This window comes from Streptomyces sp. NA02950 (assembly GCF_013364155.1).
Classification (GTDB): Bacteria; Actinomycetota; Actinomycetes; order Streptomycetales; family Streptomycetaceae; genus Streptomyces.
The window spans coordinates 7,005,393-7,020,051 of sequence record NZ_CP054916.1 but is presented as its reverse complement, the minus strand read 5'-3'; the positions used below and the strand labels follow the sequence as shown (position 1 = coordinate 7,020,051).

Genomic DNA, 14,659 nt, shown 5'->3' with positions numbered 1-14,659 from the left:
CGGACATCAGCCCACTTCTCGTCGGTCCTGTACCCCGCCGGCCACCAACCTAATTGATGCCGGACCGCATTCCCGGAACGAGGGCCACCAGGCCGCAGGCGAACAGCGCCGCGGCCGCCAGCGCCGGGGTGTTCAGCCCCCAGGCCGCGGCGGTCACCCCGCCGAGCAGGGCACCGAGCGGGGTACCGGCGACGGTCAGGGTGCGGAACGCCGCGCTCACCCGGCCCACCATCTCGGCGGGGCTGCGCTGCTGCATCATCGTCACCTCGGTGACGTTCCAGACCATTCCGGAGAAGCCGAACAGGCCCATGGCGGCGACGGCGACCGGCAGACCGCGGAGCGTGCCGAGGGCGAGCAGGGCGGCGAGCTGCGCCGTGCCGCACACCACCAGGGAGCGGACCCGGCCCAGCCGGTCGGTGATCCACCCGGCCACCAGACCGCCGGCCACGCTGCCGATCCCGTAGACGGTCACCACGACGGCATAGCCGGTGTTCCCGGCGTGCAGCCAGCCGGTGACGATCAGCACCAGGGTGGCGATGAGCGCGCCGATGCCGATGTTGACCAGCATGGTGCAGCCGCACAGCGCCTTCAGCACCCGGTCCCGCCGCAGCAGCCGGATGCCCTCGGCGATGTCATGGCGCAGCGTCCGGCCCGCCGGGCGCGGAGGGCGCTCGGGGGCCGCCACCCCGAGCGAGGCGACCAGGAGGGCGGCGACGAGATAGGTGGCCGCGTCCGCCCAGAAGGGCACCGCGGCGCCGAGTCCCAGCAGCACCGGCAGCAGCGGGGCGCCCACGAACCGGCCCATCACCTCCTGCCCGGTCATCAGCCGGGCGTTGGCCCGGCCCAGCGCCTCCTGGCCCACCACCGACGGCAGCAGGGCGGTGGCGGCGTTGTCGAACAGGGTCTGGAGGGTGGTCAGGGCGAAGCCGAGCGCGAGCAGCAGCCCGATGGTGGCGTGGTCCAGCCATACGGCGACGGCGAACGCCGCCATCAGGGCGGCTCGTACCGCGTCCACCGCCCACATCGCCCGCCGCTGGTCCACCCGGTCCGCGATCGCCCCGCCGATCAGCCCGAACAGCAGCCAGGGCAGAAAGCCGCAGGCGGTCACCAGCGACACCAGCACCGGTGAATCGGTCAGGGAGACCGCCAGCAGCGGCAGCGCCGCCCCGCGCAGCGCGTCCCCGAAGCGGGAGACCACGGCGGCCGTCCACAGCCGCCCGAACCCCCCGCGCCAGGCGGGCGCCGCCGGTTTCTCGCCGCCCCGCTCCCCCTCGAGCTCCCCCGCTTCCACCGCGCTCATCGGCGCCCTCCCCCCCCCGGCGAGGCCCCGGCCGCCGAGCCTCCGTGAATCAGCACCCCCGACCGTAGTGCCGGCCACTGACAACGGCCCCGGACATGGACGACGGCCCGGCCGCGCACCCCCTTGGGAGGGTGCCCGGCCGGGCCGTCGTACGCGCCGCTCGGTTCGGCGTGCCGCCTAGATCTCGCCCCGGAGCTTGGCCAGCGCCTCGGCGAGGATCGCCTCGCCGTCGGCATCGCTGCGCCGCTCGCGCACATACGCCAGATGCGTCTTGTACGGCTCGGTGCGTGGCGGGTCCGGCGGGTTGTCCCGGTCCTTGCCGGCGGGGAAGCCGCAGCGGGGGCAGTCCCACGTGTCCGGGATCTGCGCGTCGCTGGCGAAGCTCGGCACGGTCTCGTGTCCGTTCGAGCACCAGAAGGAGATGCGCAGGCGCGGTGCCGATTCGCCTCGCTCGGCTTCTCCCATCGGCCCCGCTCCGACCCGGCTTCCACGGATCGCGTTGCCACTTGCCACGGTTGTAACTCCCTGCGTGATGGTGCCGCGAAGTATCGATGGTCGGCTTCGCTGCCCGGCGCCCCAGTCTACGTAAGGCCCAACGCGCGTCCAGTGAGTGGAGTTACACCCGCCACCGAGGACGCCACCCCCATGATAAGCCGCCCTTGGCCCGCTGACGGACGGAACGTCAGATATCGGATCCCGGTCGGCGGACGAACGACCCCCGGTCGAAGCCCGGCTCGAACCTCATGCGAGCGTCAGTCGAGCTTCATCAGGAGGCCGAGGACAACGATGCAGACGAACCACAGCAGCCCGACCACCAGGGTGATCCGGTCGAGGTTGCGCTCGGCGACCGAGGAGCCGCCCACCGAGGACTGCATACCGCCACCGAACATGTCGGACAGGCCGCCGCCCTTCCCCTTGTGCATGAGCACCAGCATCATCATCAAAAGGCTGAAGATGATGAGGGCGATCGAGAACCCCATGATCACAGCTGGACCAACTCTCTCGGGCAGTTACGGACGTCGGGGGCCGGATGGCGCGATCGCACCACCACGACCCCCGACAGGGTACGACGACCCGTGCGCTACGGCATACTCACTGGTCGCGGAAACGGACGATCTTGACGAATTCGTCGGCGTCCAGCGCGGCACCGCCGATCAGCGCGCCGTCCACATCCGGCTGGGCCATGATCGCGGCGACGTTCCCGGACTTCACCGAGCCGCCGTACTGGATCCGGACCTTGTCGGCCAGCTCCTGGCTGTACAGCTCGGCCAGCCGGGCGCGGATCGCCCCGCAGACCTCCTGGGCGTCCTCGGGGGTCGCCACCTCGCCGGTGCCGATCGCCCAGACCGGCTCGTAGGCGATCACGATCGTCTCGGCCTGCTCGGCCGGGACGTCCGCCAGACCGCCGTCGACCTGCGCGAGGGTGTGAGCGACCTGGTTGCCCGCCTTGCGGACCTCCAGGCCCTCGCCCACGCACAGGATGGGGGTGAGATCGTTCCGGAAGGCGGCCTTGACCTTGCCGTTGCAGATCTCGTCGGTCTCGGCGTGGTACTGGCGGCGCTCCGAGTGGCCGATGGCCACGTAGGTGCACTTCAGCTTGGAGAGCATCGGGCCGGCGATCTCGCCGGTGTACGCGCCGGAGTCGTGCGCGGAGATGTCCTGGGCGCCGTACTTGATCTTCAGCTTGTCGCCGTCGACCAGCGTCTGCACCGACCGCAGATCGGTGAAGGGCGGCAGGACCGCGACCTCGACGGCCTCGTAGTCCTTGTCGGCGAGGGCGAAGGCGAGCTTCTGGACGTGGGCGATGGCCTCGAGGTGGTTGAGGTTCATCTTCCAGTTGCCCGCCATCAGCGGAATGCGGTCACTCACGGTGTTCAGTCCTCCAGTGCGGCGAGGCCGGGGAGAGTCTTGCCCTCGAGGTATTCGAGGCTTGCGCCGCCGCCGGTCGAGATATGGCCGAAAGCGGATTCATCGAATCCCAGGATGCGGACGGCCGCTGCCGAGTCGCCGCCGCCGACCACGGTGAAGGCGGGGCTGTCGATCAGGGCCTGGGCGACGGCCCTGGTGCCGTCGGCGTAGTCGGGGTGCTCGAAGACACCCATGGGGCCGTTCCAGAAGACGGTGGCGGTGTCGGCCAGCTTGGTGGCGTAGAGCTTGCGGGTCTCCGGGCCGATGTCCAGGCCCTGCCGGTCGGCCGGGATGGCGTCGGCGGCCAGCACCTCGGGGTTGGCCGGGGCCTTCGTCTTCAGGTCCGGGAACTCGGCCGCGGCCAGCACGTCGACCGGGAGCACGAACTCCACACCGCGCTCCTCGGCCCGCCGCAGGTACTCCCGCACTGTCGGGACCTGGTCCTCCTGGAGCAGCGAGCCGCCGACCTCGTGGCCCTGGGCCTTGAGGAAGGTATAGGCCATACCGCCGCCGATCAGGATGCGGTCGGCCTTCTCCAGCAGGTGGTCGATCACGCCCAGCTTGTCGGAGACCTTGGCGCCGCCGAGGACCACCGCGTACGGCCGCTTGACGTCCTCGGTGAGCTTCTTCAGGACGGTCAGCTCGGCGGCGATCAGATCGCCCGCGGCGTGCGGCAGCCGTGCCGGAAGGTCGTAGACGGAGGCGTGCTTGCGGTGGACCGCGCCGAAGCCGTCGCCCACATAGAGGTCGGCGAGGGCGGCGAGCCGGTCGGCGAACGCGCCGCGCTCGGCGTCGTCCTTGCTGGTCTCACCGGCGTTGAAGCGCAGGTTCTCCAGCAGCGCGACCTGACCATCGGCGAGCCCCCCGACGGTGGTGCGCGCGCTGTCGTCCACGGTGTCGGTCGCGAAGGCGACCGGCTTGCCGAGGAGTTCCCCGAGCCGCCGCGCCACGGGGGCCAGCGAGTACTGCGGGTCCGGGGCACCCTTGGGGCGGCCGAGGTGCGAGGCGACGATGACCTTGGCACCCCGGTCCAGGAGCTTGGTGATCGTCGGAACGGCGGCGCGGATCCGGCCGTCGTCGGTGATCGTCTCGCCGTCGAGCGGGACGTTCAGGTCGGCACGGACGAACACCCGCTGCCCGCTGACCTGGAGATCGTCAATCGTCTTCACAGAATGGCTCCTTGATCATGGGAAAGGGGCCCGCTGCGACAGCGTCGTAGCGGGCCCCTTTCCTCGCTCATCGCGACAGCGTCAGAGCTTGCCGCCGACGAAAACGGTCAGGTCGACCAGGCGGTTGGAGTAGCCCCACTCGTTGTCGTACCAGCCGACGACCTTGACCTGCTTGCCCTGGACCATGGTCAGGGAGGAGTCGAAGGTACAGGAAGCCGGCCAGTTGACGATGTCCGAGGAGACGATCGGGTCCTCGGTGTACTCCAGGATGCCCTTGAGCTGGCCCTCGGCGGCCTTCTGGAAGGCGGTGTTGATCTCGTCCTTGGTGACCTCGCGGTCGAGCTCGAGAACGAGGTCGGTGACCGAGCCGGTCGGGACCGGGACGCGCATCGCGATGCCGTCCAGCTTGCCCTTGAGCTGCGGCAGGACCAGGGCGGTGGCCTTGGCGGCGCCGGTGGAGGTCGGAATGATGTTCTCCGCGGCGGCGCGGGCGCGGCGCAGGTCCTTGTGCGGGAAGTCCAGGATGCGCTGGTCGTTGGTGTAGGCGTGGACCGTCGTCATCATGCCCTTGACGATGCCGAAGTTCTCGTCGAGGACCTTGGCCATCGGCGCCACACAGTTGGTGGTGCAGGAGGCGTTGGAGATGACGTCGTGCTGGGACGGGTCGTACTTGTCCTGGTTGACGCCCATCACGATCGTGATGTCCTCGTCCTTGGCGGGCGCGGAGATCAGGACCTTCTTGGCGCCCGCGGCCAGGTGCTTGGCGGCGTCCTCGCGCTTGGTGAAGATGCCGGTGGACTCGACGACGATGTCGGCCCCGAGCTCTCCCCACGGGAGGGCGGCCGGGTCACGCTCGGCCATGGTCTTGAACGTCTGGTTGCCCACCGTGATGGTGTCCTCGGTGTGGCTGACCTCCTGCTTCAGCCGTCCCAGGATGCTGTCGTACTTCAGCAGGTGCACCAGCGTTGCGTTGTCGGTCAGGTCGTTGACACCGACGATTTCGATGTCCGCGCCCTGCTCCAGGAGCGCGCGGAAGTAGTTGCGGCCGATGCGACCGAAGCCGTTGATGCCTACGCGGATCGTCACGAACCGATCTCCTCGTTAGGTGTGCCGGGCTGCCCGGCGAGCTTGTGTGGATGTCCCCGACCGCCTCCGACCCTACCGCTATCACGAGACGTACGTGACATTGGCATCGGCGGCCCATGACCACCTGAACGTGGTATGGGCCGCCGATTCAGTCACGAGTCGTCACGATCTGTCAACGGCGCAGCGCACGGAGTGCGCCACCGACGAGCTTCGCCCGCTGGGCCGCGCTGGGTACGTGCTCCAGGCCGAAGCCGAGCAGCACGGTGTCCCGGGTGGTGACCCCCGCGGAGGTGTGGAAGAGCTCCTGGGACCGGGTCCAGTTCGCGGGATTCGCCGGGCTGCCCTCCGGCGGCCCGGCAGCGGACCACGGTCCGAGCGCCGTCTCGAATCCCTCGGTGTCCTGGGTGGCGCCGCCGACGACCAGCGCGGTGCTGTCGACGAAGGCGCCGCGGCCGCCGGTGCCCGGGTCGGTCACGTACGAGACCGATAGCTCGACCTTCTTGCCCGCGTAGCCGCTCAGGTCGAGCGAGACCGGCCGCCAGCCCTCGGAGGAGCCGGTGAAGCTGTTCCAGGCGCCGGTGGTGCCGGTGGCCTTGCAGCCGTCGTCCCCGGGGGTGAGGTAGTGCTTGAGGAACGGGTGGAGGTTGAGCAGGAAGCCCGCCTCGCACTCGGTGGGCACCTTGGCGGAGCTGCCGCCGCCCGCGTCGGGCAGCGTGGTCCAGTCCTCCTGGCCCACGGTGTGCGCCTCGACGATCACATGGTCGTAGCCGGGCTCGGTGTCATGGCTGAGCCGGAAGGTCAGACTCGGCTTGTCGGCCGCGTTCACCCCGGTCAGATCGACGGTGCGGGCGAGCCGGTTCCAGGAGTTGTCGTGGTGGCCGGCGGCCGCCATCCAGTCGCCCTCGTACGGCTGGTACGGCGAGCGGGCCCCCGGGTACTCGCCCGCGCCCGCGCTGCGGAACTGCGGGAAGTCCTTCGGCGGCAGCACATCGGAGGTGACGGTGTAGCCGCCCGCGCTGTCCAGCGGGTTGCCGGGGGCGTCGGCCAGGGTGGCCGCGGTGCCCTTGAGCGCGCCGCCGCCCTGGTAGGCGGGGGGCGACGGGAGCGTGATCCGGCTGTCGGCGCCCAGGTAGTACTGGCTGAAGTCGTCGGTGTCGGCCGGGCCCACCTCGGAACTGCCCCCGGCCCGCTCACCGGTGGTGATCAGCTTGCCGCCCTCGTTGAGGAAGTCGCGCACGGCCAGCAGGGTCGGCCCGCCGGGCCGCTCGGCGCCGGTGTACCAGAGCACGGTGCGGAAGTGGCTGAGCACCCCGAGTGCGGAGGGCGCGCCCTTGGCGGCGACGTCCCAGACGGCGGCCTTGCGGCCGTTGTCGGCGAGCGCCTTGGTGTAGGCGGCGGTGTGCCGGGCCGGGGTGCTGCCGCCCTCCTCGGCGATCACCAGGGTGTCGGCGCGGGGCCGGGAGGCGACGGTGTAGGTGAAGGGTTCGCTGGCGGTCCGCTTGCCGCTCTTGGTGCGGCCGGTGTACCAGACCTGGACCTTCTCACCGGTGTCCGCGCCCTCGACGGTGGCGCGGTACTGGTCGAAGCGGATGTTGTCCTCGCCGCCGTAGGTCTCACCGCCCTTCCAGGGCCTGAGCGCCGCGGTGCGGGTGCGGCCGCCGTCCACGCGGTAGTTGAGCCGCTTGTCGCGGACGCTCTTGCGCACGGTGACGGAGACCTCCTGGTCGCCGCCGCGGGCGTAGGAGGTGGTGAAGGTGTCCGGGGTGAAGTCGGGCGCGTCGATGCCGACCGACGAGGAGGGCCGGTCGGGGTGGGCGGCGGTCTCGGCGACCGAGAGCGCGAACGGGATGTTCTTGGTGAACTCCTGCTGGATCAGCTTCTTGTCGTCCGGGAAGGTGAAGACGGACGCGCAGTCGCCGGGCTTCCAGGCGTCGTCGGGGTCGACGGCGGACGCGGTCTGACAGGTCGACATCTCCGGGGTGAACATCATCATCCCGTTGACGTTGGCCGCGTGGCCGTCGGCCTCGCCGTTGGTGGTGTACAGCTCGGAGGAGACCTGCGGGTGGTAGCCGGGGATCGCCGAGTTCTCCGGGGTCCCGGCGAGCGACTTGTAGAGGACGTCGTCGGGGGTCGGGGTGGCGACCTGCCAGCCGACGCCGTAGAGCAGCAGTTCGGCGGCGGAGTGGTAGTTGATGCCGTAGTCGAACCCGATGCGCTTCTCGAAGGAGTCCAGCGCCTTGGTCTCGGGTTCGGAGCCGGGGGCGGGACCCCGGTAGGTCTCGTCGGCGGGGTCGGCCGACGAACCCTCGTTGTCGTAGCCCCACTTGTAGGGGAAGTTGCGGTTCGGGTCGACACCGTCGCCGGGGGTGATCTTGCCGTCGCCGTTGTTGTCGCGCAGGTTCTTGCGCCACTGGCGGTTGGCGGGGCTCTGGTGGGTGTAGTCGTAGCCGTCCGGGTTGGCGGAGAGGACGAACCACAGTTCGGTGCGGTCGACGATCCGGGTGACGCGGTCGTCCTTGCCGTAGTTGTCGAGGTAGTAGTGCATCAGACGCCGGGTCATCTCCGGCGTGATCCACTCCCGGGCGTGCTGGTTGGACATGTACAGCACCGACGGCCTGCTGCCGTCGCGGGACTTCGCGGCGCCCTTGGTGAGCTTGAGGGCGAGGATGTCCTTGCCCTGGGTGGTCTTGCCGATGCTGACGACCTTGGTGAGACCGGGATGGGCCCGGCCGGTCTCGACGATCTCCTGTTTCAGCCCGCCGGCGCCGCTGTAGGGGCGGAACACCCCGTCGCCCGCGGCCTTGAGACGGTTGCGGGCCTGTGCGGAGACCTTCTTCTCGGTGAGCCGCACCCCCTTGCCGCGCAGCTTCGCGGCCTGCTTCCGCGTGAGGTAGAGCTCGACCGCTCCGCGGCCCTTCTCGGGCACCTGGCGCCCGAGTTCATGCCCGTCCGCGCCGGAGCGCAGCAGCAGCGGAATCTGGTCCCTGCTCACCTCGGCCGTCCAGACGGACAGTCCGTCGGCCGAGGTGTCCGCGGTGGGCCGAGCCTGTGCGGCGGGTACCGCGGCCAGTCCCCCCAGGAGCAGTGAAGCCACCGCGACAAGCGATCTGATCGATCTCGCCTTGCGTCTGTGCATGAGCCCCCCTGGTTGTCGTCCGACGCATTGGGTTGCGCAGGCGCACTCAGACTGATGTCGGCCCATGGCCATGTCAACAGTGGGGTGAAAGGTGTTCCCCCCGGGCCCAGTTGGCGGGGTCCGGGGGCGGAAGATCCGGGGAACGGGACGGTGCGGGCGGGCCGGTCAGCCGACCATGCCCTCGGCCATCTCGTCGGTCAGGCTCGACTCGGTGCCGGGGATGCCCAGGTCCTGGGCGCGCTTGTCGGCCATGGCCAGCAGCCGGCGGATCCGGCCCGCGACCGCGTCCTTGGTCAGCGGCGGGTCGGCGAGCGCGCCCAGCTCCTCCAGCGACGCCTGCTTGTGCTCCATGCGCAGCCGCCCGGCGGCGGCGAGGTGCTCGGGCACCTCCTCGCCGAGGATCTCCAGGGCACGCTGCACCCGGGCCCCGGCGGCGACGGCGGCGCGGGCCGAACGGCGCAGATTGGCGTCGTCGAAGTTGGCCAGCCGGTTGGCGGTGGCCCGGACCTCGCGGCGCATCCGCCGCTCCTCCCAGGCGAGCACCGATTCATGCGCCCCCAGCCGCGTCAACAGCGCGCCGATGGCATCACCGTCCCGGACGACAACCCGGTCCACGCCGCGCACCTCGCGGGCCTTCGCGGCGATCTGGAGCCGACGGGCGGCACCGACCAGCGCCAGCGCGGCCTCCGGACCGGGGCAGGTCACCTCCAGCGAGGAGGAACGGCCCGGCTCGGTGAGCGAGCCATGGGCGAGGAAGGCCCCGCGCCAGGCGGCCTCGGCGTCACAGGTGGCACCGGAGACGACCTGCGGCGGCAGCCCGCGGATCGGCCGGCCGCGGCCGTCGACCAGGCCGGTCTGCCGGGCCAGCTGGTCACCGCCCGCCACCACCCGCACCACGTACCGGCTGCCGCGGCGCAGGCCGCCGGGTGCCATCACCACCAGATCCGAGGAGTGACCGAAGATCTCCAGGATGTCCTTGCGGACTCTGCGGGCGGCGATGCCCGTGTCCAGCTCCGCTTCGATCACGATGCGCCCGCTGACCAGGTGCAGACCGCCCGCGAACCGCAGGATCGCCGAGACCTCCGCTTTCCGGCAGCAGGTGCGGGTGACGGGGAGCCGGGAGATTTCGTCCTTCACCGCTGCCGTCATCGCCATGGGCCGATCCTTCCATGCATCCGAAAAATACGGTCGTACGCGGCCGCCAGAAGCTCCGGGTCGTGCTTCGGGGCACCGTCGGTCGCGGCCACCGGCACCAGCTCGACCGTGCCGCCCAGCCGCTTCGCGGCGTCGCACAGACTGCTCTGGTCGGGAACGGCGGCCTCGTCGGCCAGCACCACGTCGAAGGCGAGTTTAGGGGCGTGTCGGGCCAAAACCTCCAAATGACGCTGCGGGGAGAAGCCATCGGTTTCGCCCGGCTGGGGGGCGAGGTTCAGCGAGAGCACCCGGCGGGCCTTGGTTTCGGTGAGCGCCTGGAGCAGGTCCGGAACCAGCAGGTGCGGGATGACGGAGGAGAACCAGGAACCGGGCCCCAGGACCACCCAGTCGGCGTCCATGACCGCCTCGACGGCCTCGGGCACGGCGGGCGGGTCGTGCGGCACCAGATGCACCGACTGGACCTCGCCCGGGGTGAGCGCCACGGTCGCCTGTCCCGCGACCGTGGAGACCTCCTCCGGGCGGGCCGGGTCATGGCCGCGCACATATGCCTGGAGCTCCAGCGGCACGGCCGACATCGGCAGCACCCGGCCGTGCGCGCCCAGCAGCTTGCCCACCAGGTCCAGCGCCTTCACATGGTCGCCCAGCTGCTCCCAGAGGGCGACGATCAGCAGATTGCCGACCGCGTGGCCGTGCAGCTCGCCCTCGCTGATGAAGCGGTGCTGGATCACCCGGGCCCAGGTCTGGCCCCAGTCGTCGTCCCCGCAGAGCGCGGCCAGCGCCTTGCGCAGATCGCCGGGCGGCAGCACGCCCAGCTCGTCGCGGAGCCGTCCGCTGGAGCCCCCGTCGTCGGCCACGGTGACGACCGCGGTGAGATCGCCGGTGATCCGGCGCAGTGCGGCGAGCGACGCGGACAGGCCCATACCGCCGCCGAGCGCCACGACCTTGGGCTGGGCGCCCCGGGTCGTGCGGGCGCCGACCAGCCGTCGCAGCCGCCTGGTTCGGATCGTCACTCGCGCCCCATGTCACGGTGGACGATCACGGTCTCCACGCCCTCGGCCGCCAGCCGGGGGGCGAGCCGCTCGGACATCGCGACACTGCGGTGCTTGCCGCCGGTGCAGCCGATGGCGATGGTCACATAGCGCTTGCCCTCGCGGCGGTAGCCCGCGGCGATCAGCTGGAGCAGCTCGGCGTAGCGGTCGAGGAACTCCTTGGCGCCCGGCTGGTTGAACACATAGCCGGACACCTCCTCGTTGAGCCCGGTGAAGGGGCGCAGCTCGGGGACCCAGTGCGGATTGGGCAGGAAGCGGCAGTCCACCACCAGGTCGGCGTCGACGGGCAGCCCGTACTTGTAGCCGAAGGACATCACGGTGGCCCGCAGCTCGGGCTCCTCCTCGCCCGCGAACTGGGCGTCCATCTTGGCGCGCAGCTCGTGCACGTTCAGGCTGGAGGTGTCGATCACCAGATCGGCGTCGCCGCGCAGCTCACGCAGCAGATCGCGCTCGGCGGCGATACCGTCCACGATCCGGCCGTCGCCCTGGAGCGGATGCGGACGGCGCACGGACTCGAAACGGCGCACCAGCGCCTCGTCGGACGCCTCCAGGAACAGCACGCGCCGCTTGACGTTCTTGGCGGCCAGGTCCGCGAGGGACTCGCGGAGGTTGTCGAAGAAACGGCGGCCGCGGACGTCCACCACCACGGCGATCCGGGCCACATTGCCCTGGGAGCGGGCGCCGAGGTCGACCATGGTGGGGATCAGCGCGGGCGGCAGGTTGTCCACGACGAACCAGCCGAGGTCCTCCAGACACTTGGCGGCGGTGCTGCGGCCCGCGCCGGACATGCCAGAGATGATCACCAGCTCGGGGATGGCTGCCGCATCGGCGGCCTCTCCCGTCGTGCCCGTCTTCACCTGCGCTCCGTCTCCGTGGTTCTCGTGCTCTGTTGTGCTCGTGTGCTCTGTCATGATCCCGTCCCCCGATTCGCCGACGGCGCCGCGTTCGCGGCCTCGTCCTCAATGATCTCTCCTGTGGCGGTGTTCACCGCCGGGGCGGCCGGGGCCGCCTGGGTGAGGGCGGCGGCCACCGTCTCCGCCGTCTTGCGGCCCACGCCGGGCACCTCGCAGATCTGCTCGACGGTGGCGGCGCGCAGCCGTTTGAGGGACCCGAAGTGCTTCAGCAGCGCCTGCTTGCGGCTCTCGCCCAGCCCCGGCACGGCGTCCAGCGGTCCGGCCTTCAGGGACTTGGCGCGCTTGCTGCGCTGGTAGGAGATGGCGAAGCGGTGGGCCTCGTCACGGATCCGCTGCAACAGATAGAGCCCCTCGCTGCTGCGGGGCAGCACCACCGGGTCGTCATCGCCGGGAAGCCAGACCTCCTCCAGCCGCTTGGCGAGGCCGCAGACGGCCACGTCGTCGATGCCCAGCTCGTCCAGGGCCCGCCGGGCGGCGGCGACCTGCGGCTGTCCGCCGTCGACCACGACGAGCTGCGGAGGGTAGGCGAACCGCTTGGGGCGGCCGTTGTCGTCGGTGGGGCCGGAGGATTCCTCGACGCCGTCCGGAGCCGGGGCCGCTCCTTCGGGGGCGGAGGCGCCGTCCGCGGGGGCATGGGTGCCGTTCATGGGGGCGGCGGGCGCCTCCCGGGGCTCCTCGCGGGGCGCCTCCCGGGGCTCCTCCTCCCACTCCCCCGTCCGCTGCTTCTCCTGGAGATAGCGGCGGAAGCGGCGGCCGACCACCTCGTGCATGGAACGCACGTCGTCCTGCCCGGCGAAGCTCTTGATCTGGAAGCGGCGGTATTCGCTCTTCCGGGCGAGCCCGTCTTCAAAGACCACCATGGAGGCCACCACGTCATCGCCCTGGAAATGGGAGATGTCGAAGCACTCGATGCGCAGCGGCGCCGAGTCCAGGTCCAGGGCGCGCGCGATCTCCTCCAGCGCCCGGGAACGGGTGGTCAGATCGGAGGCCCGCTTGGTCTTGTGCAGCGCCAGCGCCTGCTGGGCGTTCCGCTGCACGGTGGCCATCAGGTCCTTCTTGTCGCCGCGCTGCGGGATGCGCAGATCGACCCGGGAGCCCCTGCGGTCGGTGAGCCACTGGGTCACCGGCTCGGCGGGGTCCGGCACGGCGGGCACCAGCACCTCCTTGGGCACCGCGTCGCCCCGCTCCTCGCCGTAGAGCTGTTGCAGGGCGTGCTCGACGAGATCGGCGGTGTCCACGGCCTCGACCTTGTCGGTGACCCAGCCGCGCTGACCGCGCACCCGGCCGCCGCGCACATGGAAGATCTGGACGGCCGCCTCCAGCTCGTCCTCGGCGACCGCTATGAGATCGGCGTCGGTCGCGTCGGCGAGCACCACCGCGTTCTTCTCCATGGCGCGCCTGAGCGCCCCTATGTCGTCACGCAGCCGGGCGGCCTTCTCGTACTCCATCTCCTCGGCCGCCTCCTGCATCCGCTGCTCCAGGCGGCGCAGATAGGTGCCGGTGCGCCCGGCCATGAAGTCGCAGAACTCCTCGGCCAGTTCCCGGTGCTCCTCGGCGCTGACCCGGCCGACGCAGGGGGCCGAGCACTTGCCGATGTAACCGAGCAGACAGGGGCGGCCGATCTGGGCGGAGCGCTTGAACACCCCCGCGGAGCAGGTGCGGACGGGGAACACCCGCAGCATCAGATCAACGGTCTCGCGGATCGCCCAGGCATGGGCGTACGGGCCGAAATAGCGCACGCCCTTCTTCTTGGGGCCGCGCATGACCTGGACCCGGGGGAATTCCTCGTTGAGCGTGACGGCGAGGGAGGGATAGCTCTTGTCGTCACGGTATTTGACGTTGAACCGGGGATCGAACTCCTTGATCCACGAATACTCGAGCTGTAGCGCCTCGACCTCGGTGGAGACCACGGTCCACTCGACCGCAGCGGCCGTGGTGACCATGGTGCGGGTGCGCGGGTGGAGATTGGCGAGGTCCTGGAAGTACGAGGAGAGCCGCTGGCGCAGGCTCTTCGCCTTTCCGACGTAGATCACCCGGCCGTGCTCATCGCGGAACTTGTACACCCCCGGCGAGTCGGGGATCTGTCCCGGCTTGGGGCGGTAGCTGCTCGGGTCGGCCATGGTCACCACCCTACTGGCGGGGAGTGACAGTTCCGGTGCCCTCCGGCCGCGGGTCCGGGGGCGTACGGGACGCGTGGGGCGTCAGGCCGGCAGGGGGCCGGGCGTGCGGCAGGGGGGGCCGGCGGACAGGGGGCGGGCGTACGGCCGGAGGGGTCAGGCGTCCGGGCCCGCGACCAGCTTCCCGCCCTTGGCCGTGACCGGCACGGAGGGCAGCGGCCGGGTGGCGGGGCCCTCAAGGACCTTGCCGGTCCGGGCGTCGAACTGGCTGCCGTGGCAGGAGCAGGTGATCTTCCCGTCCTCGACCGCGTCCACGACGCATCCGGCATGTGTGCACACCGCGCTGAACGCCGTGTACGCACCGTCCGCGTCCCGGGCGACCACCACCCGGTCCTCGCGGTAGATCTTGGTGCCACCGGCCGGGACGGCGTCCGCCGCGCCGAGGTCGACCGGGGCGGTGGGCGTGACGGGGGCCTTCGCGCCCGCGCCGCCCGCGGAGCAGGCGGTGGCTCCGAGGCCAGCGGCACCGGCCAGTGCCGCGCCGCACAGCACGGTTCGTCGGGAGGCGGGCTGGCTGCTCATAAACGGGCTCCGGGCTCCTGGTGAGGGTCGTGGCGTCATGACGATACCGGCACAGATCCCTCCGGCCGCCACCGCGGGCGCCCCGTGTGCCGCCTTGTCGGCGGTCGGGACGTAAACGCTTGCGCAAACGTTTACGTCGTGCCCAGGAGTGGTGTACGTTCCCGGCGGGACCAGTGGGAACGGCGGACGCGGCGTGGCGGCAAGCGGCACAGCGGCAAGCGGCGCGGATGGCGGAAACAGGCG

General features: G+C 70.9%; 12 protein-coding genes. All 12 read right to left on the bottom strand.

Translation table 11 applies throughout. The features are described 5' to 3' along the window. Positions 1–49: 49 nt before the first annotated feature. The 12 genes from HUT19_RS30855 to HUT19_RS30800 all read right to left on the bottom strand — a co-directional run bounded on the left by HUT19_RS30855 (position 50) and on the right by HUT19_RS30800 (position 14,416). Positions 50–1,300: an MFS transporter gene (locus tag HUT19_RS30855; protein WP_176183594.1), complete on the bottom strand. Its 1,251-nt coding sequence runs from the start codon at positions 1,298–1,300 to the stop codon at positions 50–52. Positions 1,301–1,477: 177 nt separating this feature from the next. Then, complete coding sequence (locus HUT19_RS30850; protein ID WP_009718803.1) at positions 1,478–1,813, bottom strand: RNA polymerase-binding protein RbpA; 336 nt, start codon at positions 1,811–1,813, stop codon at positions 1,478–1,480. A 239-nt stretch (positions 1,814–2,052) separates the two neighbouring features. Then, a complete protein-coding gene (secG, locus tag HUT19_RS30845) occupies positions 2,053–2,280 on the bottom strand; it encodes a preprotein translocase subunit SecG (RefSeq protein ID WP_176183593.1) in 228 nt (75 codons plus the stop codon). A 112-nt stretch (positions 2,281–2,392) separates the two neighbouring features. Then, positions 2,393–3,169, bottom strand: coding sequence for a triose-phosphate isomerase (tpiA, locus tag HUT19_RS30840; protein ID WP_176183592.1), 777 nt, complete (start codon positions 3,167–3,169; stop codon positions 2,393–2,395). A gap of 5 nt (positions 3,170–3,174) precedes the next feature. Beyond that, positions 3,175–4,377, bottom strand: a complete 1,203-nt coding sequence (pgk, locus tag HUT19_RS30835) for a phosphoglycerate kinase (RefSeq protein WP_176183591.1) — start codon at positions 4,375–4,377, stop codon at positions 3,175–3,177. 81 nt (positions 4,378–4,458) lie between these two features. Beyond that, positions 4,459–5,463 (bottom strand): type I glyceraldehyde-3-phosphate dehydrogenase, encoded by a 1,005-nt coding sequence (gene gap / locus HUT19_RS30830; RefSeq protein WP_176183590.1) that lies wholly within the window; start codon positions 5,461–5,463, stop codon positions 4,459–4,461. A gap of 172 nt (positions 5,464–5,635) precedes the next feature. Next, positions 5,636–8,599, bottom strand: coding sequence for a M14 family metallopeptidase (locus tag HUT19_RS30825; protein ID WP_176183589.1), 2,964 nt, complete (start codon positions 8,597–8,599; stop codon positions 5,636–5,638). A 165-nt stretch (positions 8,600–8,764) separates the two neighbouring features. Next, the gene (whiA, locus tag HUT19_RS30820) at positions 8,765–9,754 is read right to left on the bottom strand and encodes a DNA-binding protein WhiA (protein WP_176183588.1); all 990 of its coding nucleotides are present in this window, start codon (positions 9,752–9,754) and stop codon (positions 8,765–8,767) included. Beyond that, positions 9,745–10,764 (bottom strand): uridine diphosphate-N-acetylglucosamine-binding protein YvcK, encoded by a 1,020-nt coding sequence (gene yvcK / locus HUT19_RS30815; protein WP_176183587.1) that lies wholly within the window; start codon positions 10,762–10,764, stop codon positions 9,745–9,747. The genes whiA and yvcK overlap by 10 nt, the downstream gene beginning before the upstream one ends. Further along, the gene (rapZ, locus tag HUT19_RS30810) at positions 10,761–11,714 is read right to left on the bottom strand and encodes an RNase adapter RapZ (RefSeq protein ID WP_176183586.1); all 954 of its coding nucleotides are present in this window, start codon (positions 11,712–11,714) and stop codon (positions 10,761–10,763) included. The genes yvcK and rapZ overlap by 4 nt, the downstream gene beginning before the upstream one ends. Continuing rightward, on the bottom strand, positions 11,711–13,837 hold the full coding sequence (uvrC, locus tag HUT19_RS30805; protein WP_176183585.1) for an excinuclease ABC subunit UvrC: 2,127 nt from the start codon (positions 13,835–13,837) through the stop codon (positions 11,711–11,713). The genes rapZ and uvrC overlap by 4 nt, the downstream gene beginning before the upstream one ends. 153 nt (positions 13,838–13,990) lie before the next feature. Then, positions 13,991–14,416, bottom strand: a complete 426-nt coding sequence (locus HUT19_RS30800) for a Rieske (2Fe-2S) protein (RefSeq protein ID WP_176183584.1) — start codon at positions 14,414–14,416, stop codon at positions 13,991–13,993. Positions 14,417–14,659: the final 243 nt, after the last annotated feature.